We start from the raw sequence: 20,434 nt of genomic DNA on the forward strand, positions 1-20,434 counted from the left end.
CAGGGCCGCATGGAGCCGGCCTCCCCTGTCGGGGTGTCAAGGCCGCTACAGCCCGCTTTCTCGGCCGGGTGCGCGAGGGGCCGGGTCGGCGCGAGACGGTTCAGCGGACGCCCGAGCGCACCCGTTCCTGCTGCCGGTGCGCGGGGGCCGGTGGCGACCGCAACAGCACCTCGGCGAGGAGCTCGGCCAGATGAACCGGTTTCGCGTGGGTGCCTGACTCGATCTGGGTACGGCAGGAGAAGCCGTCGGCGAGAATCCTGGTCCCCTCGTCCGCCGCCCGCACGGCGGGCCACAGTCCCAGCTCGGCCACCCCGGTCGAGATCTCGTGGTGGCCGCGCTCGAAGCCGAAGTTGCCCGCGAGTCCGCAGCAGCCCACGTCCAGCACCTCGACCTGGATCCCGACGCGCTCCAACAGCCTGGTGTCGGCCTCGAAGCCCCAGATGGCGTGCTGGTGGCAGTGCGGCTGAGCGAGCGCGCGCACTCCCGTACCCGGCGGCGGGGCGACCGGTACCCGGTCGAGCAGCATCTCCGACAGCGACCTGATCCGGCGGCCGAGCAGCTCCACATCGGGGTCGGCGGACAGCAGTTCGGGCGCGTCGGAGCGCAGGACGGCGGCGCAACTCGGCTCCAGCCCGACGACCCGCACCCCCCGCCGCAGCCGGGGGGCGAGCGCCGCCGCGGTCCGGCGCAGCACGCGCCTGGCGGTGGCGAGCTGGCCGGTGGAGATCCAGGTGAGCCCGCAGCACAGTGGCACCGGCGGCACCTCGACCCGGTAGCCGTACGCCTCCAGCAGGTGCGTCGCCGCCATGGCGGCGCCGGGACGGAAGTTGTCGGTGAAGGTGTCCGGCCACAGCACGACCGGCTCGCCCCCGTCGAGATCTCGTGGCGGCCGGTCGCGGAACCAGTCGGTGAAGCGCTCGGTGGCGAAGCGCGGCAGTTCGCGACGCCGATCGACACCCCCGGCCAGCCGGATCAGCCCGCTCAGGCCGGGCGCGTGGGTGAGCGCGTTGACCGCTCCGGGCGCGAGGGCGGCGATTTTGGCCCACAGGGGCAGCCAGCCCATCGAGTAGTGCGCGACCGGCCGTGGCCGTCCCCGGTAGTGATGGGAGAGGAACTCGGCCTTGTAGGTGGCCATGTCCACGTGCACCGGGCACTCACCTCGGCAGCCCTTGCAGGACAGACACAGGTCGAGCGCGTCGTGCACCGCCCTGGAGCGCCAGCCGCCGGTGACCGTCTCGCCGCGCATCATCTCCATCAGGATGCGGGCCCGGCCCCGGGTGCTGTGCCGCTCCTCCCGGGTGACCCGGTAGCTGGGGCACATCACCCCGCCGGTGTCGGAGCGGCACTTGCCGACGCCGACGCAGCGGGCGGCGGCGTGGGTGAACCGGTGGTGGTCGTCCGGGTAGTCGAAGTACGTCTTCGGCTCGGCCGGGTGATAGTCCAAGTGGTCGAGGTTCTCGTCCAGCCGGTACGGATCGACGATCTTGCCGGGGTTCATCCGCCCTTCGGGGTCCCAGATCCGCTTGAAGACACCGAACAGTTCGACGACCTCGGGGCCGAACATGATCGGCAGCAGCTCGCCCCGTGACTGCCCGTCGCCGTGCTCGCCGGACAGCGACCCGCCGTAGGAGGCGACGAGGCGCGCGGCGTCCTGGACGAATCCGCGGTACTTCGCCACTCCCTCGGGGGCGTCCAGGTCGAACGGTATCCGGGTGTGCACACACCCTTGCCCGAAATGCCCGTAGAGAGAGGAGTTGCGGTAGTCAAAGCGATTCAGCAGCGTCTGGAAGTCGCGCAGGTAGTCGCCGAGCCGCTCCGGCGGGACGGCCGCGTCCTCCCAGCCCTCGTGGGTGTCGGGATTGTCCGGCGGGTAGGCGGTCACGCCCAGCCCGGCCTCGCGAACCTTCCACACCCGCTCCTCTTCCGCGGGGTCGTCCAGATAGGTGGTGTGCGCGCCCGTGGTCTTGTCGAGCAGCCTCCTGGCCCGCTCGTCGGCCTCCTCGCGGGTGTCGCCGCCGAACCGCACCATCAGCCACCCCGCGCCTTCGGGCAGCCTGTCCAGTACCTCCTGCCCGGCGGCGTGTTCGAGCCTGGCCAGGTCCATCAGTTCGTGGTCGAGCCCTTCCAGCGCCAGCGGCCGGTGCTCCACGATCTTCGGCACCATGTCGCCCGCCGTGGCGATGTCGGGGTAGCCCAGCACCGCCAGCGACTGGAACCGGGGCACCGGGAAGAGGCTGATCTCCGCGTGCAGCACCGTGATCAGCGTCGACTCGCTGCCCACCAGCGCGCGGGCCACGTTGAAGCCGTTCTCCGGCAGCAGCGAGTCCAGGTTGTAGCCCGAGACGCGGCGCGGGATCTTCGGGTAGCGGGTCCGGATCAGCGCGAGGTTCTCGTCGCGCAGCCTTCGCATCGCCCGGTAGATCTCCGCCCGGCGCCCGCCCAGCGCGAGGATGCGCTCGTACTCCTCCTCGGAGGTCTCCCCCACCCACATCCGCAGGCCGTCGTAGGTGAGCACCTCCAGCCGGATCACCGAGTCGGCCATCTTCCCGTACGCCTGCGCCGAGGCGCCGCACGAGTTGTTGCCGATCATTCCGCCGATGGTGCAGGTGTCGTGGGTGGCGGGCTTGGGACCGACCATCAGGTGCCGGCCGGCGAGTTCGGCGTTGAGATCGTCCAGGCAGATGCCGGGCTCGACCAGTGCCCGCTCGCCGTCCACCGACAGCAGGCGCGTGCAGTACTTCGACCAGTCGATCACCACGCCCTCGTTGCAGCACTGTCCGGCCAGGCTGGTTCCCCCGCCCCGGGAGTGCACCGGAGCCCGGTGCTCGTGGCAGACGCGCACGGCCTCGGCCCCGGCCTCCACGGTGCGGGGCACCACGACCACGGACGGGGTCTGCCGGTAGTTCGAGGAATCGTGGGCATAGGCGGCCAGCGACCCCTCGTCGCGTCGCACCTCCCCGTCCACCCGGGCACTGAGGTTGCGATAAAGAGACACGAATCGCTACATACCCGACCTAATTCACATTAGGGTGAAAAAAGGTAATTTTCCAGCGTGGAGTTCTTTCGTTTCCGCCGGGATCGGGGCGTGCCCTCGGACCTTACCGCCGCTGAAAGCCATACCTGGTCGGCCACCGGGCGGCACGCCGTCAGCCGACCCGGTACGGTTCGGCATCGGCGTCGCGCAGGCTCAGCCCGTGTCCCGGCGCGTCCCGGCGAAGCCGCAACAGCCCGTCGTCCGGGTCGAGGGCGCCGTCGAAGAACATCGTCTCGATCCGCGCGTGGTCGTGGAACCACTCCAGGTGGCGCAGGTTGGGAACGGCCGCGGCGGCGTGCGCGTGCAGGTGCGGCGCGCAGTGTCCGGACAGCTGCAGGCCGTACGAGGCGGCGACGGCGGCGACCCGCAGCCACTCGCTGATCCCGCCGCAGCGCGACACGTCGGCCTGCAGGCAGTCCACCGCCCCCGCCTGGCACATCCGCCGGAAATAGGTGAGGTCACCGCCGTACTCCCCGGCGGTGACCTCGGACGGCACGGCGGCGCGGACCTCGCGCAGCCCGTCGAGGTCGTCGGAGGAGACGGGCTCCTCCAGCCAGCGCACATCCAGCCCGGCCGCCTCCCCCATCACCCGGACGGCCTGCTTGACGGTGTAGCCGCCGTTGGCGTCCACGAACAGCTCGACGTCCGCACCCACGATCCTCCTGGACAGGCGCATCCGCTCCAGGTCGCGACCCGGGTTCGCGCCCCAGGACTCCCCGATCTTGATCTTCACGCGGGGGATCCGCCGCTCCTGGGTCCAGTGGGCGAGCTGGCGGGTGAGCGCGCGGTCGTCGTAGGTGGTGAAGCCGCCGCTGCCGTAGACCGGGACCTCCTCGCGGGCCGCGCCGATGAGCCGGTGCAGTGGCAGGTCCAGCAGGCGGGCCTTGAGGTCCCACAGTGCCACGTCCACGGCGGAGAGCGCGTACCCGGCCACCCCCTGCCTGCCGTCGTTGCGCACCGCGCGGACCATGGCCTGCCAGGCGCCGGTGATGTCCAGCGCCGCGCGGCCCCGCACCACCGGGGCGAGCCGGTCGCCGATCACGACGGCGCAGGCGGCCGGCCCGTACGTCCAGCCAAGTCCGGTGCCGCCACCGGCCCGCACCCGCGCCAGCACGATCGTGGTCGTGTCCCAGGCCAGCGTCCCGTCGGCCTCGGGCGCGTCCGTCGGGACGGTGTAGGCGCTCGCCTCGACCGCCTCGACGGGTGGGCCGGTCACGGGCCGCTCACCCGCCGCCGTCGCGGTGCGGCAGGAACTCCTGCATCTTGGTCCTGATCCCCTCCCGCAGGACGCCCCAACGGTTCTCGTCACCCCGCAGAAGCGCCTCGGCGGAGTCCTTCATCTGCTCGAAGGTCGCGTGCGGCGGGATCGGAGGCACGTCAGGATCGACGTACACGTCCAGGAGGACGGGCCGGTCGGCACCCAGCGCACGTTCCCAGGCCGGCGCGACCTGTTCGGGGCTGTCGACGGTGAACGCCCCCATGCCCAGGCTCGCGGCGAAGGCGGCGTAGTCCACGTCCGGCAGGGTCTGCGACTGGGGGAACTTGGGCGAGCCCTGCATGGCGCGCATCTCCCAGGTGACCTGGTTGAGGTCGTTGTTGTGCAGCACCGCGACGATCAGCCGCGGGTCGGACCAGTCGCGCCAGTAGTGCTTGACGGTGATCAGCTCGGCCAGGCCGTTCATCTGCATCGCCCCGTCACCGGCGAACACGATCACCGGGCGGTCCGGGTGGGCGAACTTGGCGCCGATCCCGTACGGCACGCCCGGCCCCATGGTGGCCAGCGTGCCCGACAGCGAGCCACGCACGCCGTCACGGAAGCGCAGGTTGCGGGCGTACCAGTTGGCGGCCGAGCCGGAGTCGGCGGTGACGATCGCGTCGGCGGGCAGCAGCGGGGACAGTTCGTGGAACAGGCGCATCGGGTTGACCGGCTTGGCCTCGACCATCGCCTCCATCCGCATGGTCTCCCACCACCGCTCGACGCCGGCCTCGATGCTCTCGCGCCAGGAGCGGTCCTGCCTGGGTTTCAGCAGCGGGATGAGGGCCCGCAGGGTGGTCGCGGCGTCGCCGACCAGGTTCACCTCGTAGGGGTAGCGCATGCCGATCAGCTTGGGGTCGATGTCGATCTGCACCGCCCGCGCCTGGTCCAGGTCGGGCAGGAACTGGGTGTAGGGGAAGCTGGAGCCGACGGTGAGCAGCGTGTCGCAGCCCTTCATCATCTCGTAGCTCGGCCGGGTGCCCAGCAGGCCGATGGAGCCGGTCACGTACGGCAGCTCGTCCGAGAGCACGTCCTTGCCCAGCAGTGCCTTGGCCACGCCCGCCCCCAGCAGTTCGGCGACCTCCATGAGCTCCGCACGGGCACTTCGAGCGCCGGAACCGGCCAGGATCGCGACTCTCTCACCGGCGTTGAGCAGGTCGGCGGCGTAGTGGAGCGCCGCGTCGTCAGGAAAGATCTTCGGCCAGTCGATGCCCAGGCTGGAGGGCACCATCTTGAACTCGTGGCCCGGCGGGGTGTACTCGAGTTCCTGTACGTCGGCGGGCAGGATGATCGCGGTCGGGGTCCGCTCGGCCAGTGCCACGCGGATCGCCCGGTCCAGCACGTTCGGCAGTTGCTCGGGCACGGTGACCATCTGCACGTACTCGCCGGCCACGTCCTTGTAGAGCGAGAGGAGATCGACCTCCTGCTGGTAGGAGCCGCCCATCGCGCTGCGGTTGGTCTGGCCGACGATCGCGAGCACCGGGACGTGGTCGAGCTTGGCGTCGTAGAGGCCGTTGAGCAGGTGGATCGCGCCCGGTCCCGAGGTCGCCGCGCAGACTCCGAGGCGCTTGCCGAACTTGGCATAGCCGACCGCCTCGAACGCGCTCATCTCCTCGTGCCGCGCCTGGACGAACACCGGCCGGTCCCCGGCCCGTCCCCACGCGGCGAGCAGGCCGTTGATGCCGTCGCCCGGATAGCCGAAAATCCTCTGGACCCCCCACTCGCGCAGGCGTTCCAGCACATAGTCGGCAACGGTCGTCGAAGTCATCGGTCATTCCCCCTCGGTTGGGATACAGGCGGCCGAACGACCGCTCTCACCTCGCTTTCGCCCACCCCGTCGGTCTGCTCCAAGTCGGCCGGCCATCCCGGGGTTCCCGCGAGATCCGTGCCCTCCTGCCGGCCGCCGCCCGTCGGGGCTCAGCGGGGCCGAGGTCCGGACCTGGTGGGGCCGCCCCTGCGCAGGGTCGCCAGCCACTCCCCGGTGACCAGCGCGTAGGCGGCGGCCAGCGCGGTCAGCGCGATGCCCGCCAGGAAGAGCGGCCACCTCTGGGAGATCCCGGCCCCGAGGGTGAGCGCCAGCAAGACGATGAAAGCGATGCAGGAGACGATCAGCCGGGCGTTCAGCGGTTTCCTCATGACCCTCCTCCCGGCCAGTGGTGCCGTCGGTCACCTTTCCTGCTCCCTTACCCCGACTAGCGCCAAACCACCACAAAGCCTGACATATAACCCAATGGGCTTCTTTTGTGGATATCTGCTTCGTGATTCGGGGTTCCGGCGGCGTATGGGCCGGTCGGTGGAAACAGCCCGGCTGCTCGCGCCTGGAAGGTTCGTCACCCACAGCGGTGGTGGTGGGCCGAATTCGGCCGGTGTCCGCATGTCCGGGAGGCGTTGGGGCACGGACCGAACAAGGGCACGAACGACGAAAGGACCAAGGAAAGGGGATCGTCATGCCTCGGGGATCGAGTCCCAAGCGGGAACGACAGTACAAGCACATCAAGGAGAGCGCACGCGAGCGCGGCGAGAGCGAGAAGCGGGCGACCGAGATCGCGGCCCGCACGGTGAACAAGGAGCGGGCGAGAGCCGGTGAGTCGCGGACCGCGAGCCGTACCTCGACCCAGGACATCTCCTCCTCCCGGCGCGGCGGGCTGCGCTCGCACTCGGGTGCGGGCGGCCGGACGCGGGACCAGCTGTACGCCGAGGCCAAGCGCCGCGGTGTCAAGGGGCGTTCGAAGATGACGAAGGCCCAGTTGGAGAAGGCGATCGGCTAACGATCGGGGCGGCTCCGTCAGGGCGCGGAACCGGTGTTTTCTCCGGGGCGCGGTGGGCACAGGGGCGATATGCGCTCAAAAATGGATGATTCGGTCACAGTGACCTCCTGTGAGGACGGGCCGCTGCTGATCCGAGGGCCGTTCACCCTGCTCACTCAGGACGGGGCCGTCATCGATCCCGGCCGGGCGACGGTGGCGCTGTGCCGTTGTGGGCTGTCCGCTTCCAAGCCGTTCTGCGACGGCTCGCACAAGCGGGCCGGTTTCCGGGCCGCGAGCGAGCCGGACGCGGCGGCCTGAGCAGACGTCTGAGTCTGGGTAGACGTCTGAGCACGCGTCCGAGCGCGCTTTCTGAGCAGGCGGGACGGGTGGGCGGCGGCCGGTATCCGGTGTCCGGCGTAGAAGACGCCGCCGCGCAGAAATCGGGTCGCGAGGGCGAGCCAGCTGCAGACGGCCCGTTCCAGCAGCCATACCGGGGCGAACAGCGCGGCGGTGAAGGGAAAGACCTGTGGCCCGCCCGCGCGGCGACGACCGATCTCGGCCAGGCCCACCGCCAGCCCGGCCCCGGCCAGGGCCGGTCCGGGGCGTCGTCGTAGCAGCGCGACGGCGAGAGTGGGTGCGATGGCGAGAAAGAAGGCCATCCGGGCCGGTTGCGCGAGGTCGTCATAGGCCTGGCGAACCCGCTGGGACCAGAAATGGCGCGGATCGGGCGGCAGGCGGCGAACGTAGAGATCAAGCGGGCGATCCTCCCGACCTCCGTGGGCGCGGACGGTGCGGATCAGCTCAAGGTTTTCGAACAGGACGTCCCCGTCGTAGCCGCCCATCGCGAGGAAGGTCGAGCGGCGCACCCCGAACGTGCCGGGATAGTCGGCGCCGAAACCGCGGTTGAGCAGGGTGCGGGCGGTGTCCCAGCGGGCGTGCCAGGGCATCGGGTCGAAGTGGTTCTGCGGGCGTACCAGGTCGGCGTTCCTCAGCAGGGCGTCGATCCTGGTCAGTTCGCCCTCGCCGTAGCGGACGTCGTCGTCGGCGATGACCACGTGTTCCGCGCGGGCCAGGCGCAGTCCGGTGATCACCCCGTTGACCTTGCCGTTGGCGAAGTCGAGGTCACCGTCGGGCCGTACGTGCAGCGCGAGGCCCTCCCAGCGGACGGCGTGCCGGGCGAACAGCGCGGCGGGTGAGCCGTCGACGACGATGACGCGGACGAGCGGGCGCAGCCGGCGCAGGTAGGCGGTGAGCTCCTCAAGACCGGCGTCGTCACTCCAGCGCAGCGGCAGCACGTAGTCCACGCCGGGGTTCATATCGGGGTCCATGTCGGGGTCCGTCTCCGTGTCGGGGTTCGTCAGCGACTCTCCGCCATCACGTTCGTCTCGCGCAGTGAGGAGGCACCGCACCGCCAGTGATCCATGACGTGCTCGGCGAAGAGCCGATCGAGGGTGAGGGCGCAGGCCGCTCCGTACAGGACGTCGCCGGCCCGCGAGGGGTGCTCGCGGACGAAGCCGCCGCACATGTCGTGCGCGGCGATCTGCTCGTGGACGGCGTCCGCCTGCACGTGCTCGTCGTAGAAGCGCCTCGCGGCCTCGTCGCCGCCCAGCCTGCGCAGTCCGGTGGAGTAGCGGCGGTTGGGGGCCGAGGAGGTCATCTCGAACGCCGCCAGGTGGCCGAGCAGCGCCCCGAGGTGGCGCCGGTGAAGACCGAAGAGCGACATGGTGTTGGAGATCGCCAGCGTGATCGCCGGGACTCGGTCCAGGTAGGCGCCATAGGAGTCGTCCAGGCCCAGCCCGCGCATGGTGGCCCGGAACAGCTCGGAATGCATCTTCTCGACGCGCCCGCCGCCGTACTCGTCCGCCTGGATCTCCACCAGCGCCGCCTTGGGGCGGCCGTCCAGCCGGGGGATCGCCCAGGTGTGCGGATCGGCCTCCCTGAGGTGGTAGATCGACCGGTGCGCGACGAACTCGCGGAACTGCTCCAGATCGGCTCGCCTGGCGAGGAAGGCCGACAGGGAGGGGCCGTCGTCGGCGGCCACCAGTTCGGCCAGGGCGCGTCGCACGGGCACGTCCGGCGGGCACTGCGGACGGGGTACGGCTCGCGCGAGACCGTTCTCCAACCGTCGCTCCAGCACCTTCCTCATCGCCAGCAGCGACGGTTCCCACTCCCACTCCTCGTCCACCTCCTCGAAGCCCCGGTAGTGCAGCTCGTAGCAGGTGAAGAGCGCCAGCTGGAGATCCTCGTCGGCGATGGCGGGAGTTTCGGCCGGTGCCGGTGCCAGTGGTGGGGCGAAGGGATGGGGTGGACGCCTCAGCCGTTCGAAGAGCGCGGCGGTAAGGGGACCCCGAGGCGTGGGAAGCTGCATCACGATCTCCCGTGTCGGCGAAAGGCTGCGGGTGGAAGGGCGGGTGATGGATCGGTGGAGCTTCAGGTTCCCGAGGGGGCTCTCCCCGCGAGGCCGCGCGGCGGGCTCTCCGGCCCGGTGGATGAATGGGTCCCGATGTGCATGCGACCGCCTGTAGGTATGTGGGCGTATATCGACTTATCGAACACCCGTACCATATGTTCCTGATGCCCTCATCTTTACCGAGCTAACCTCCCGGCGGTGCAAGCCGTGAGGAGAGTCGCGGCCGAGGGGAGGAGCGATCAGGGTGAACACCGTCATCCCAGGTGACAGCGGTCAGCGGGCGCCGGAGCCGGTGCGGGGTGCGTCGAGCCGGAGGTCATCCCAGACAGCGTTCGGCGGGAAGGAGTTCGGCGCGCATGTTGCGCTCCATCATCCGCAGTGACGCGTCGGCGAGGTCGGGATGGATGTGGGCCACGCAGTCGGAGGCCACCCGGACGGAGAAGTCGCGCACGTAGGCGTCCAGGGCGCTGTAGAGCACACACTGCTCGGTCACCTGGCCGGCCAGCACGACGGTCTCGACCTCCTCGCGGCGCAGCAGATACTCCAGCGGCGTGCCGAAGAACGCGCTGTGGCGCACCTTGGGCATGAAGGCGCAGTCGGTCGGTGGAAGCACCGGCTCGACCAGGTCGGGGCGTCGTCCTTCCAGGGCACGACGCCGCAGGTCCTCGGCCGTGGCGGCGAAGTCGCCGTGGTTGTCGTTGACCACTATCAGCCGGGCGTCCCGATGCCGGTGGGCACGCCTCATCAACTCCGCCAGAGGCTCCACGATCTGCTCGACGCTCTTCTGCAGTGCTTCGGCGTCCTCGTGGTCATAAGGGTTCAGCATGTCCACCACGACCACCGCGACAGCACTCATGTTTCCGTCCTCCGTGATCCGGGCCGAGGGTGATCACGGCTCTCGCGGGGCAAAGCCATGATCACCCTTCGGCCTCAGCCCTGTCCGGTCTCTTCCTTGCCGTATCCGAGTGCCTGAGCCACGTCCGCCAGGGTGTCGAAGGTCTGTTCCGGCAGTGACCGCACCGCCCCGAGCACCGCGTCGGGCGCGCCCTGCTCCTCGGCTCGCGCCAGCAGGGTGGCGCGGTCGGCGGGAAAGGCGTCGGCGCCGCTGATCCACCGGGCCAGCTCGCTGCGGGCCTGTACGCCCTGCGGGGTGATGCCCTGCGGGGTGCCGGGTTCGTGGCCGGGCGCTCGCGATGTCGGTGTCATATCGTTCTCCCTCGATGTGACCATGAAGCTCGTCCCCTCTCGGGACGGACTCTGGCGTCAGGTGAGCGTCTCGTACGGGTGTCGGACCTCATGGCTGGCATTTCCAGTCCATGGCGCTTTTGTCCCAAATTGGCCCTTACCCGCTCCCTATGGGGCAAACATCCATGTGGAAGGGCGATCACCGGCCGACGCCGCGGGCCCGGCTCGCCGGTACATACCCGGATAGGGACGTCACCGGAGCGGAATCGACGTCGACGTCCAGCATGAGGCGGCCACCGGGTTGAGGGCTCAGACGGAGCCGATCCCCCGTCGGCTCTACAAGGAGATCGGGCTGACCAAGGAGGAGCACGTCACTACGAGTCGCTGGTGAACCCGGGCGAGACGCCGTCCTGCGCGCCGACCGGTGTAGTCCTGGATGCCGGATGCCGGGGAGGGGGCTCCGGCATCCGGCACCCAGGGGTGAGATCTCGCTCCACGCGTGCGGCCCGCGTTCCCCGATCGGGGAACGCGGGCCGGGTCGACGACCCGTTCAGCCTTGTTTGCCCATGGCCTGGCGGATCACGTCACGGGCCCGGTCCATCATCGCGACCGGTGTGCCCACCAGCAGGTTCTTGGTCGCCGACTCCACCCCGGGATGCGGGTGGGTCGGAGCCATCGCCTCGGCCGCCTTCACCCCCACCGCCATGGCCCGGCGCTCGGCGGCGTTGGTCTCGGCGCGCAGCCGGGTGAACTCGTACCGCTCCTCGCTGCGGGCGTGGGCCGTCACCGCCGCCCGTAGCACCGCCAGGTTCTCCGCGAACCGCGGATCGTCGGTGCCGGCCTTGTCCATCTCCATGAGCAGTTGCTTGGCCTCGTTCTCCTCGGCCAGCCGGTCGTCCACCACCGCGTCACCGTCCTCGATCTTGTGGCGCGCGTACGGGTGGACGATCTCCTCCTCGGCGGTCTCGTGCACCGCCAGCAGCCGCACCAGGCGCTGGAACGCCTCCGGCCGCTCGCTCGGCGAGGCCTTCTTCACCTCGTCGAACAGGTCGCGGATCAACGCGTGCTGGGCCAGCAGCAGATCCACCACATCGTTCTCGCCCATCAGCTCGGGCATCGTCTGATGATCACCCATGTTCTCTCTCCCCTCGTGTCCGGCCTGCCCTACCCTTTTGGCGCGACAAATCCATCCGAGGGGCGTGGGAGAGCGGAAGGCGAACCAATAATTTCCCTACGGATGGTCCTGGCTCGCCCGGGGCGTCACCTCCGCCATCCGCGACCAGCCCTCGCCGGGCACCTCGACATTGATGATCTCCGGCGTCGCCGCCACCACATCGGGCATCCAGTTCATGGCGGTCTTGAAGTGCTCCGATCCCACGTGCGCCGCACCGGCGGCGGACGAGGCGAACGCCTCCAGGAGAACGAACTGGTCGGGTGTGTCGACGCTCCTGGACCATTCGAAGAAGATGTTTCCCGGCTCGTCGCGGGTGGCCCGGGTGAAGTCGTCGACGAGTGCGAGCCACTCGTCGGCTCGCTCGGGACGGACGGTGAACTTGACGGCGATGAAGATCACGAATTGGCCCCTTCGGCTCTGTTTGGGAATCTGTTTCGTTGGAAGTCTGGCCTTGTTTACGTCGAGACGGATGTCGCCGGGGACGACACCCGGCGTCATGGCCAAGATAAGTGGCGGACACCCTCGCCCGGGCACCGCCACCACCAGAGAAGGAGCGGATCATGCAGGCTCCGCCGTCCCCTCACCTGTCCCACCCGGTCATGTACCACCGCTGGTCCGAGATGACCTTCATGCACTGGCGGTACCCACCCGCCGTGATCCAGCGGCTGCTGCCTCCCGGACTCACGGCCGAGACCTTCGACGGCACGGCCTGGGTCGGCCTCACCACCTTTCTGATGGAGGACGTACGGGCACCGGGCGTGCCCGCCCTGCCGTGGCTGTCGCGGTTTCCCGAGACGAACGTGCGCACCTACGTACGGGACGAGCAGGGTCGCGACGGCATCTGGTTCCTCTCGCTGGACGCCGGGCGCCTGCTCGCGGTGCTCGGCGCGCGGGTCGGGTACGGATTGCCGTACTTCTGGTCCCGGATGGCGGTGAGTGCCGTCGGCGAGCGGCGCGGCTACCGCTGCCGGAGACGCCTGCCGGGGCCGGTGGGCGCGCGGTGCGACGCGATCGTGGAGCACGGCCCGCCGTTCACCGAGCCCGAGCGTGACGAACTGGCGCACTTCCTGACCGCCCGCTATCGGCTTTTCACCACGATCGCCGGTAAAACGGTTACCGCCCAGGTCGAGCACCCCGACTGGCCGCTGCGCCACGCCCGGCTGGTCCATCTGGACCAGGACCTGCTCCAGGCGGGCGGTCTCGACGCACCCGATCACGCTCCCGTACTGCACGCCTCTCCCGGGGTGCCGGTACGGATCGGGATGTGGACCCGGTGACGCGCGGGCTCTCCCCTCGGCGGACCCGGTGACGCGGGCCCTCCCGCCCGGACCCGGGGGCGTGGCGTGACCCGGGCCGCGGTGACCTCTGTCTGAGGTGACCTTTGCCTGAGGTGACCCCTGCTTGAGGTGACCCCTGCTTGAGGTGACCCCTGCTTGAGGTGACCTCTGCCGGAGAGGGACGACCGTACCGTCCGTCATCCCTGCCTGACGAGGAGGTGGCGCGGGCCGCGCAGGACCGCGCTCTGCCGGTACGGGGGCGGATCGGCGACGAGCCGGGGGTTCTCCAGGTTGCGTACGAGTTCGGTCAGCGCGATCTGCGTCTCCAGCCGGGCCAGTGGAGCGCCGAAGCACAGGTGGACGCCCCCGCCGAAGCCGAGGTGCTGATTGTCCCGCCGGTCGGGATCGAACCGGTCGGGGTCGCGGAAGCAGGAGGGGTCGCGGTTGCCGGAGGCGAGCACGAGCGTGATCTGCGAGCCCTTCGGGATGACGGTGTCCGCGACGGTGAGGTCGCTGTAGGCGGCCCGCCAGGGGATGAGATGCACCGGAGGCTCGTAGCGCAGCAGTTCCTCAACCGTACGAATGATCATTTCGGGCTCGCGGCGCAGGCGTTCCAGCACGTCGGGGTGGCGCAGCAGCGTCAGCACACCGTTGGTGATCAGGTTGACGGTCGTCTCGTGGCCCGCGATGAGCAGCAGGTTGGCGGTGCTGACGATCTCCTCGTCCGTCATGCGCCCGTCGGGCCCCTCGTCGTTGGCCAGCCGGGAGAGCAGGTCGTCGCCCGGCGGCCGGCCACGACGGCTCTCCAGGAGTTCGGCGAGGTAGGCCCTGAGGTCCTTGCGGGCCTGGATGCCCTCCCGTACGCGTTCCTCGGGGTCCGTCGCGGGGTTGAAGTCGAGCACCGCGACGATCGCCTCGACCCACCCGTGGAACCGCGGCTCGTCCTCGCGGGGTACGCCGAGCAGGTGGCAGATCACGGTGACAGGGAAGGGGTAGGCGAAGTCGTCGACGATGTCGATCTCGTCCTTGCTCACCAGGTTGTCGATCAGGTTCGTGACGACGGCCTTCAGGTCGGGGCGCATGTCGTCCACCAGCCTGGGCGAGTGCGGGGGGCCGAAGTACCGCATCGCGATGCGGCGCAGCCGGTCGTGACGCGGCGGGTCGAGGCCGATGAACGCCGGTGGGTCCTCGCGGCCGCCGGCGGCGGGGCCGGGGTTGTCGAGATTGTCGGTGTCGGAGCTGAGATGCGGGTTGTGAAGCAGCGCGGTGATCTCCCGGTAGGTGCTGACGATGTAGCCACCGTCCTCCTGCCGGGCCACCGGGGTCCTGCGCAACTCGGCGTAGAGCGGGTACGGATCGGCCCGGCTGGAGTGGTCGAGGATGCGCTGGAAGACGCTGGACGAATGGGTGACTGTCATGGCCGCTTCTCCTAGGGTGTCGCCGGTTCCCGCCGCCCCGGCCGGATCGGTTCGAACGGGTCGGTCATCCGGCCGGGCGAGTCGACAGGGGCGGCCTTCCGACCGGGCGGGTCGGCCGGTTCGAACGGGTGAGCCGTCTGACAGGACAGGTCGACGGCCCGGTTCAACGGATCAACCGCCCGGCCGCGCGAACGCCACGCGCCGCTCACTCGGCTCGTAACCGGTGACCACCACCGTCGCCCCGTGGGTGATGATCTCCCGGTCGGGGAAGTGGGCGGGAACGGGCTTCATGTCGACGGGTTGGTCGGGGGTGAGACAGGAGGGCGGGAAGGGGGCCGCGGTCTCGATCAGATGCCGGTAGTGGTCGAGCCACTTGGCGTTGTCGAAGCTGACCGCCGCAGTGACCCGGCCGCGGTAACCGTACGTGGCGATGAAACGGTGCTCCTCCACCGATCCCTGCGTCACGACGACCTCGTCCGACAGGACAGGGACGCCGACGGACTTGATGTTGACGCCGAACTGCGTCGACCAGAACGCCGGCATGGACAGGTGCGGCCAGCGGTCGGTCGGTGAACTCACCATGTTGTGGGCCGCGACCTGGGCCTGTTCCACCGCGTTGGCCCAGTGTTCCAGCGACAGGAAGCGATACTCGTAGACCGGGTGCGGGCAGCGTGCCACGTCCCCGGCGACGAAGACGTCGTCGGTGACGAGGCCGTTGACATCGAACGCACGGCAGCCCGAGTCGCAGGCCACACCCCAGACACCGGCGGCCAGCCCGGAGTCCCGCAGCCACTCGGTGTTGCGCACGCCGCCGAGGGCGACCACCACCACGTCGGCGTCGACCGTGTCGCCGTCGGAGAAGTGGGCGCGGCGCACCCGTCCCCGCTCGTCCCCCTCCAGTCGAGTGACCTTGACGCCGCAGCGCAGGTCGACGCCGTGGGCACGCTGGAGGTTCGCGGCGATCGATCCGACCATGCCTCCCAGGGCTCCCACCAGCGGGGCCTCGGCGCTCTCGGCGACGGTCACCGGTATGTCGAGCCCACGGCACACCGAGGCGATCTCGGAACCGGCGAAACCGGCCCCGACGACGAGCACCCGGCCGGGCCCGGCGGCGAGCCGCTCCCACAGGCGGCCCGAGTTCTCGCGCGTGCGTACCACGAACACGCCGTCCAGGGCGGCCTCGGACTCATCGGCCCAGGGCCTGGCGCGCACACCGGTGGCGATCAGCAACCTGTCGAAGGGGACCTCACGCCCGTCCGCGAGGTCCACCCGCTTGCCCGCGAGATCCAGCCCGGAGGCGGGCACGCCGAGCAGCCAGTGCGCGTCGATCTCACGGCGCCGCGGTAGCGCGGTGCCGTCTGCGGGCACCCAGCCGGTCAGGACCTGCTTGGACAGCGGAGGCCGGTCGTAGGGTTCGCACACCTCGTCCCCGACGAGGGTGAGCGAGCCGGTGAAGCCCTCGTCGCGGAGCGCTTCGGCGGCCCGCAGTCCCGCGAGGGAGGCGCCGACGATGACGATGCGGCCGTCGTGCGGGAACGTCTCCCCGCTCCGCCCGCCGGTCACACCGTTCTCGTTCCGCTCGTCGCGGCCGTCGCCGCGGTCACGGGCGGGATCGCGACGGTGTCCAGCAGGTCGACGAGGATCGCCTGGACCGGGCAGGCGGCCGCCGCGCGCAGGACCGCTTCCCGCTGCGCCTCGTCCGGGCTGGAGTGGAACATGAGCGCCTCCTCGCCCTGCATCCGGAACGTGTCCGGGGCCAGGAAGGCACACTGCGCGTATCCCTGGCACCGCGCCAGATCGACGACAACCCTCATATTGACCATCCCTTCCGAACCTGCGTACGGCTGAGTGAGACGGAGAGAACCGGGAGAACGGGGGTCGACTTCTGAGGTGGGCGGTCTCGGCATCGTTCCGGCGGGGGTTGACCGGGTCGGGTGGGTTTCGCGCGCCGCCGGAGACGCGGTGAACTCCGGAAGGCCGCTCCGGAAGGCCCAGGGGGCCCGGGACGCCGTGGGAGTGGTGTCGGTTTCCTGGTTTCGCTTTCCAGGGGGAGGCCGGTGTTCCGGAAAAGCCCTGCGGGCATCGCGGATGTTTTCTCCGCGAGGTCACCTATTAAGGCGCTGACCTGGCCGGATAATCATATCGCGGGCATTTGTCCGGTACGTCGATCTCCCGCCAGATGACGGTCAAGGATTGCGTACGGAGAAGGGGCGGACCGGGGGCGGCGCGACAGGTGATCCCTTCGCCGCGGCCGCCGGACCGCGAAGACCGTCCCTGAACGGCGTTTCGGAAATTCTCCGGGTTCTTTTGGAACGAGACCGAACTCTTGGAACGAGACCCGGAGCCCCTAGAGCGAGACCTGGAGTTCGTCCTGGCCTGGATCGTCCCGTGCGGGATCGTCCTATGCGGGATCGGAGACACCCCGGCTGGGATCGGCGGCGCTGGAGATGGGGCCGGTCCGTACGTGGTCCATGGTGCTGGGGGTGGAAGTGAACCGCGCGGAGTCGGTGGCGCCGGAGATGGGAGTGGACCGCCCGGAGTCGGTGGCACCGGAGGTGAGGGTGGACCGCGCGGAGTCGGCCGGATCACCGGCCCCGTTGCCCTCCGCCGGAGGGACGAGGCGCATGCGCAGGCGGACGCGTGACCCCTGCTCCGTCTGGTCGATGGCGAACTCGTCGCACAGCTGGTTCATCAGCCACAGGCCGAACCCGCGGACCGTCCCCGTGGGACGTTCGCTGGGAACGAACCGGGTGGTCAGGAGCCCCAGGGTGTCGGTGACGTCGACGGTCAGGTGGGTCTCGTTCTGCCAGATGGCCAGCGTGCCCTTGCCGCCGCCGTGCTCCAGGATGTTGATGACCGCCTCGTTGGTGACGAGGAGGAGGTCGTCCAACCGTTCGCCCCGCATGCCTGCCTGAACGGCGTGATATTGGAGACGCTCCCGCAGACCGCTGAGGTCCTCGTCGATCGGCCAGTGCTGGCCGTGGTCGCCGGTCACGGCACCCCCTTGAGATCGCCTTATCTGGCAGTCACCGGGGGGCGCGCCGACTTGCTCCAGAATCAGGGCGTTGCTGACGAGTTACACGATGCTAGACACCTGCCCGCTCATTGCCAACTTACGACCGCCGGGACCAACAGATGTTCACTCGGTCGTGCTCTCGGTGAGCGGTGGCCGGGCGGGGCCGGGATCGGTTACGACGGCTGACTCGGTCGCAGTGCCTTGAGCGCGTCGGCCACGGTGGGCTGGATGCCGAAGGCCTGGGCGAGGCCGGTCAGGTGGAAGAGCCTCTCCAGGCGGGGATGCAGGTTGGTCAGGACGATGTTGCCGCCGCGGTCCTGGACGGTCTGGCGGGTCTTCAGGAAGCTCTGGATGCCCGTGGAGTCGCAGAAGGTCAGCTCGGTCAGGTCGATGACGAGGTCGCCCCTGCTCTCACCGATGGCGTCCTGCAGGTCGTGGTGGAAGCGCTCGGCGTTGCTGTAGTCCAGTTCGCCGGCCAGCGCGAGGAGAAGTGTCTCCTGCGCGGCGGGGTCGGACACGTCGGTCACGCGGACGGTAGCGCTCACGGATATACCTCTGCAGACGGTCGATGGGAGGAGAGAACGGCCGAGAGACGGCAGCCGGGCGTGATGCCCGTATCGGAATGGGAGAGCATGATCGCCCCGGGAGCCGGGGTAGGGGCCGATCCGGTCACTCTCAGCGTACGATCCTCCGAATTCCTCTAGAGAACCCTTACGGTACAACTGAGGAGCAACCAGGCGTTATCCCACTGTGGTTACGGTGCCAGGACCCGCGGTCGGCACCGCCGTCCGGTCGCACGGTTCGACGACCCGGAGCGCGTGCGACAGAGACCGCCACCGACGAACCCCCGCTCGCGAGATCAATGATCTGCCGTGTCCGTTCGGCTGCTTTCCGCGACGGATCTCCCTTATGGGGAAATTCGGCCTTTCAAGGCGAATGTCCGGTTCTGTTGAGGGTAAGCCGGGGCCGGGAATGAACGCCACGCGGGAACGGCTGACCAAGAGACCGTCGTACGACCGTATGGCGGCCCGGCGAAGGAGGACCCCATGCAGGCGGACGTCAAGCTCTCTCCCGGCGGTGATTCCTTCGTGGCCGAGGTGGACGGCAGGCCGGCCGGACGGCTGGACCTCATCCGGCGCGATGGTGTCATCGTCTATCCCCACACCAAGGTCCAGCCGGAGTACGAGGGCCAGGGGATCGGCGCCGCGCTCGTCCGTACCGCACTGGACGCGGCCCGTGCGGAGAACGCGAAGGTCGTCCCCCTCTGCTGGTTCGTGCGGGAGTGGATCGACCGCCACCCCGACTACGCCGATCTCGTCGAAAACACCTGAACCTCCCCGGGCGTCTCGTCGCCTGTAGCGCCCCATACCGAGCGGGTTTGTGTCATTCGCGCTCCGGGTAATCGGGTCGGAGCGGGTGAACGCGCTGGTCGTGCCCGTGGCGGGCGCCACCATTCCCGGGCGGCCGAGGGCCGGAACCTCCGGGCGGGTAAAGTGGCCGCTTCACCGGGGTTATCGTGAGAACCAGGATGGTTTCGCGACAAGACTCACGGTAGATCGTGATCGTCGGAACGCGTTCCGTACGGCATGATGCTGAAAATCACCCGGTTGGTGTAGATCGGCCCTGAGCCTGTCGTACGGACCGGATCACCGCCCGATCCCTTGCTAGGCTGCAGGGAACCGTTCGAACCGGGCGTTGTCTCACCCCGGCAGGTGAGACTTCTCAAGAAGTGGGGTCACACCGTGAAGAAGTTGCTCGTTCTGGCGCTCGTCGCCCTCGGGGGGCTGCTGGTCTGGCGCAAGGTGCAGGCCGACCGCGCCGAGCTCGACCTGTGGACCGAAGCCACCGGCAGCGAAAACTGACATACGCGGCTACCGATTCGGGTGCTTTCATGGTCCTTGCCCAAGATGGAATAACACCCATCAGGCTTGTCTGCCTGGATCTGGCAGGCACCACGATCGGTGATGTCGCCATGGTCGAGCGGGCGTTCGCCGAGGCGATCGCCACTCAGGGCATCGTGCCCGGGACCGGTGCGTACGCTCGTGCCATGGTGCACGTGCACCGGTCCCGGGGATGTCCCACGATCGATGTCTTCCGAGGCATCTTCCCGGACAACGAAGCCCAGGCCCAGGCGGCCAACCTGACCTTCGAGCGCTCCTACGAGGGCGCCATCGCACGCGCGGGCCTGGCCCCGCTCCCCGGGATCGTCGGGGCACTCGACAGGCTCCGCGGCGCCGACGTCAAGATCTGCCTCACCACCGGCTTCAGCCGCGTCACCCTCAGCCGCGTGCTGAGCGTCCTGAGCTGGTCCGACCGGCTCGACCTCGCCCTGTGCCCGGAAGACGCCGGACGAGGACGCCCCATGCCCGACATGATCCTCAACGCGGTCATGCGCCTCGGCATCGAGGACGTACGCCAGGTCGCCGTCGTCGGCGACTCCGAGAGCGAGATGCTCAGCGGCCGCCGGGCCGGCGCGACGATGGTCGTCGGCATCATGACCGGAGTCCACAGCAGGGAACGCCTCCTCAACGGCGGGGCCACCCACATCCTCGACTCCATCACGTGCCTGCCCGGCCTCCTAGGCGGCGTTCCCGCCGAAGCGCCCTTGGCCGCCGCGTCCCGCTGACGGGAAAGTAGTCCGGCTCGACGGCTGAGAAAACAGGGCCGAACAGAGATCAGCCTTTGACCGCTCCTCCCACGGGCGAATGTGCATCTCCGTGCACTGGCCGTCGCAGTTCATGGCCCAAGGGTGATGCCGAACCGCAGGCTCTTCGTCGTGCTGTTCAGTGTGCTGGGGATTTGGCGAAAAAACTATACGTACAGCAGTTGCTTTGCTGCACAGTGTGACTGCATGATGCTTCTGTGGTCCGGGGCGGAGAGTGATGGCTTGGTGACAAAATCGAACAAATGGCTGCTTG

Annotated in this window: 20 protein-coding genes and 1 pseudogene; 6 read left to right on the forward strand and 15 right to left on the reverse strand. The window is 69.3% G+C overall.

Annotated features, from left to right (window positions below):
- Nucleotides 1–100 precede the first annotated feature (100 nt).
- The 4 genes from ACFY3D_RS19510 to ACFY3D_RS19525 all read right to left on the reverse strand — a co-directional run bounded on the left by ACFY3D_RS19510 (nt 101) and on the right by ACFY3D_RS19525 (nt 6,425).
- Nucleotides 101–2,995, reverse strand: coding sequence for an FAD-binding and (Fe-S)-binding domain-containing protein (locus tag ACFY3D_RS19510; protein WP_389981070.1), 2,895 nt, complete (start codon nt 2,993–2,995; stop codon nt 101–103).
- A gap of 151 nt (nt 2,996–3,146) precedes the next feature.
- Complete coding sequence (locus ACFY3D_RS19515) at nt 3,147–4,250, reverse strand: enolase C-terminal domain-like protein (RefSeq protein ID WP_389981072.1); 1,104 nt, start codon at nt 4,248–4,250, stop codon at nt 3,147–3,149.
- Nucleotides 4,251–4,257: 7 nt separating this feature from the next.
- The gene (locus ACFY3D_RS19520; protein WP_389981074.1) at nt 4,258–6,057 is read right to left on the reverse strand and encodes a thiamine pyrophosphate-requiring protein; all 1,800 of its coding nucleotides are present in this window, start codon (nt 6,055–6,057) and stop codon (nt 4,258–4,260) included.
- A 149-nt stretch (nt 6,058–6,206) separates the two neighbouring features.
- Nucleotides 6,207–6,425, reverse strand: coding sequence for a hypothetical protein (locus ACFY3D_RS19525; RefSeq protein WP_389981076.1), 219 nt, complete (start codon nt 6,423–6,425; stop codon nt 6,207–6,209).
- 311 nt (nt 6,426–6,736) lie between these two features.
- On the opposite strand from ACFY3D_RS19525, the gene ACFY3D_RS19530 reads away from it, so the two are divergent.
- On the forward strand, nt 6,737–7,057 hold the full coding sequence (locus tag ACFY3D_RS19530) for a plasmid stabilization protein (protein ID WP_362513235.1): 321 nt from the start codon (nt 6,737–6,739) through the stop codon (nt 7,055–7,057).
- 81 nt (nt 7,058–7,138) lie between these two features.
- A pseudogene (locus tag ACFY3D_RS19535) lies at nt 7,139–7,249 on the forward strand (hypothetical protein); the annotation flags it as partial.
- Here the strand turns inward: ACFY3D_RS19535 and ACFY3D_RS19540 are convergent.
- From ACFY3D_RS19540 to ACFY3D_RS19565, 6 genes are all read right to left on the reverse strand, one after another.
- A complete protein-coding gene (locus tag ACFY3D_RS19540) occupies nt 7,213–8,364 on the reverse strand; it encodes a glycosyltransferase (RefSeq protein WP_389981078.1) in 1,152 nt (383 codons plus the stop codon). The pseudogene ACFY3D_RS19535 and the gene ACFY3D_RS19540 overlap by 37 nt on opposite strands.
- 29 nt (nt 8,365–8,393) lie before the next feature.
- Nucleotides 8,394–9,404 (reverse strand): iron-containing redox enzyme family protein, encoded by a 1,011-nt coding sequence (locus ACFY3D_RS19545; protein ID WP_389981080.1) that lies wholly within the window; start codon nt 9,402–9,404, stop codon nt 8,394–8,396.
- 358 nt (nt 9,405–9,762) lie between these two features.
- On the reverse strand, nt 9,763–10,302 hold the full coding sequence (locus ACFY3D_RS19550; protein ID WP_389981082.1) for a cysteine hydrolase family protein: 540 nt from the start codon (nt 10,300–10,302) through the stop codon (nt 9,763–9,765).
- A gap of 74 nt (nt 10,303–10,376) precedes the next feature.
- Nucleotides 10,377–10,652, reverse strand: a complete 276-nt coding sequence (locus ACFY3D_RS19555) for a DUF2795 domain-containing protein (protein WP_389981084.1) — start codon at nt 10,650–10,652, stop codon at nt 10,377–10,379.
- A gap of 529 nt (nt 10,653–11,181) precedes the next feature.
- Nucleotides 11,182–11,766 carry a hemerythrin domain-containing protein gene (locus tag ACFY3D_RS19560; protein ID WP_389981085.1) on the reverse strand — a complete coding sequence of 195 codons (585 nt, stop codon included), beginning with the start codon at nt 11,764–11,766 and terminating at the stop codon, nt 11,182–11,184.
- Nucleotides 11,767–11,862: 96 nt separating this feature from the next.
- Complete coding sequence (locus ACFY3D_RS19565; protein WP_389981087.1) at nt 11,863–12,204, reverse strand: putative quinol monooxygenase; 342 nt, start codon at nt 12,202–12,204, stop codon at nt 11,863–11,865.
- Between the two features lie 161 nt (nt 12,205–12,365).
- Here ACFY3D_RS19565 and ACFY3D_RS19570 point away from each other — a divergent pair, with 161 nt between their 5' ends.
- Nucleotides 12,366–13,082 carry a DUF2071 domain-containing protein gene (locus ACFY3D_RS19570; protein ID WP_350941928.1) on the forward strand — a complete coding sequence of 239 codons (717 nt, stop codon included), beginning with the start codon at nt 12,366–12,368 and terminating at the stop codon, nt 13,080–13,082.
- 197 nt (nt 13,083–13,279) lie between these two features.
- On the opposite strand, the gene ACFY3D_RS19575 is transcribed toward ACFY3D_RS19570, so the two are convergent.
- From ACFY3D_RS19575 to ACFY3D_RS19595, 5 genes are all read right to left on the reverse strand, one after another.
- Nucleotides 13,280–14,500, reverse strand: a complete 1,221-nt coding sequence (locus ACFY3D_RS19575; RefSeq protein ID WP_389981089.1) for a cytochrome P450 — start codon at nt 14,498–14,500, stop codon at nt 13,280–13,282.
- 171 nt (nt 14,501–14,671) lie between these two features.
- The gene (locus ACFY3D_RS19580) at nt 14,672–16,063 is read right to left on the reverse strand and encodes an NAD(P)/FAD-dependent oxidoreductase (RefSeq protein ID WP_389981091.1); all 1,392 of its coding nucleotides are present in this window, start codon (nt 16,061–16,063) and stop codon (nt 14,672–14,674) included.
- Complete coding sequence (locus ACFY3D_RS19585) at nt 16,060–16,314, reverse strand: ferredoxin (RefSeq protein ID WP_350941932.1); 255 nt, start codon at nt 16,312–16,314, stop codon at nt 16,060–16,062. Before ACFY3D_RS19585 ends, ACFY3D_RS19580 begins: the two co-directional genes overlap by 4 nt.
- 587 nt (nt 16,315–16,901) lie before the next feature.
- On the reverse strand, nt 16,902–17,495 hold the full coding sequence (locus ACFY3D_RS19590) for an ATP-binding protein (protein ID WP_389981093.1): 594 nt from the start codon (nt 17,493–17,495) through the stop codon (nt 16,902–16,904).
- Between the two features lie 194 nt (nt 17,496–17,689).
- On the reverse strand, nt 17,690–18,061 hold the full coding sequence (locus ACFY3D_RS19595; protein ID WP_350941935.1) for an STAS domain-containing protein: 372 nt from the start codon (nt 18,059–18,061) through the stop codon (nt 17,690–17,692).
- 501 nt (nt 18,062–18,562) lie between these two features.
- Between ACFY3D_RS19595 and ACFY3D_RS19600 the strand changes: the two genes are divergently transcribed.
- The 3 genes from ACFY3D_RS19600 to ACFY3D_RS19610 all read left to right on the forward strand — a co-directional run bounded on the left by ACFY3D_RS19600 (nt 18,563) and on the right by ACFY3D_RS19610 (nt 20,142).
- Nucleotides 18,563–18,847, forward strand: a complete 285-nt coding sequence (locus tag ACFY3D_RS19600) for a GNAT family N-acetyltransferase (RefSeq protein WP_389981096.1) — start codon at nt 18,563–18,565, stop codon at nt 18,845–18,847.
- 411 nt (nt 18,848–19,258) lie between these two features.
- Nucleotides 19,259–19,378: a DLW-39 family protein gene (locus ACFY3D_RS19605; RefSeq protein WP_211264163.1), complete on the forward strand. Its 120-nt coding sequence runs from the start codon at nt 19,259–19,261 to the stop codon at nt 19,376–19,378.
- 29 nt (nt 19,379–19,407) lie between these two features.
- Nucleotides 19,408–20,142 (forward strand): HAD family hydrolase, encoded by a 735-nt coding sequence (locus tag ACFY3D_RS19610; protein ID WP_389981098.1) that lies wholly within the window; start codon nt 19,408–19,410, stop codon nt 20,140–20,142.
- Nucleotides 20,143–20,434: the final 292 nt, after the last annotated feature.

The sequence above is a fragment of the Streptosporangium sp. NPDC000509 genome, assembly GCF_042898365.1.
In the GTDB taxonomy this organism is placed as follows: domain Bacteria; phylum Actinomycetota; class Actinomycetes; order Streptosporangiales; family Streptosporangiaceae; genus Streptosporangium.

Excerpts from the sequence above, each read along its gene's own strand:
- ACFY3D_RS19520 (WP_389981074.1), bottom strand. The coding sequence starts at position 6,057 with ATGACTTCGACGACCGTTGCCGACTATGTGCTGGAACGCCTGCGCGAG.
- ACFY3D_RS19525 (WP_389981076.1), bottom strand. The coding sequence starts at position 6,425 with ATGAGGAAACCGCTGAACGCCCGGCTGATCGTCTCCTGCATCGCTTTC.
- ACFY3D_RS19530 (WP_362513235.1), top strand. The coding sequence starts at position 6,737 with ATGCCTCGGGGATCGAGTCCCAAGCGGGAACGACAGTACAAGCACATC.
- ACFY3D_RS19540 (WP_389981078.1), bottom strand. The coding sequence starts at position 8,364 with ATGGACCCCGATATGAACCCCGGCGTGGACTACGTGCTGCCGCTGCGC.
- ACFY3D_RS19545 (WP_389981080.1), bottom strand. The coding sequence starts at position 9,404 with ATGCAGCTTCCCACGCCTCGGGGTCCCCTTACCGCCGCGCTCTTCGAA.
- ACFY3D_RS19550 (WP_389981082.1), bottom strand. The coding sequence starts at position 10,302 with ATGAGTGCTGTCGCGGTGGTCGTGGTGGACATGCTGAACCCTTATGAC.
- ACFY3D_RS19555 (WP_389981084.1), bottom strand. The coding sequence starts at position 10,652 with ATGACACCGACATCGCGAGCGCCCGGCCACGAACCCGGCACCCCGCAG.
- ACFY3D_RS19560 (WP_389981085.1), bottom strand. The coding sequence starts at position 11,766 with ATGGGTGATCATCAGACGATGCCCGAGCTGATGGGCGAGAACGATGTG.
- ACFY3D_RS19570 (WP_350941928.1), top strand. The coding sequence starts at position 12,366 with ATGCAGGCTCCGCCGTCCCCTCACCTGTCCCACCCGGTCATGTACCAC.
- ACFY3D_RS19575 (WP_389981089.1), bottom strand. The coding sequence starts at position 14,500 with ATGACAGTCACCCATTCGTCCAGCGTCTTCCAGCGCATCCTCGACCAC.
- ACFY3D_RS19585 (WP_350941932.1), bottom strand. The coding sequence starts at position 16,314 with ATGAGGGTTGTCGTCGATCTGGCGCGGTGCCAGGGATACGCGCAGTGT.
- ACFY3D_RS19600 (WP_389981096.1), top strand. The coding sequence starts at position 18,563 with ATGCAGGCGGACGTCAAGCTCTCTCCCGGCGGTGATTCCTTCGTGGCC.
- ACFY3D_RS19610 (WP_389981098.1), top strand. The coding sequence starts at position 19,408 with ATGGTCCTTGCCCAAGATGGAATAACACCCATCAGGCTTGTCTGCCTG.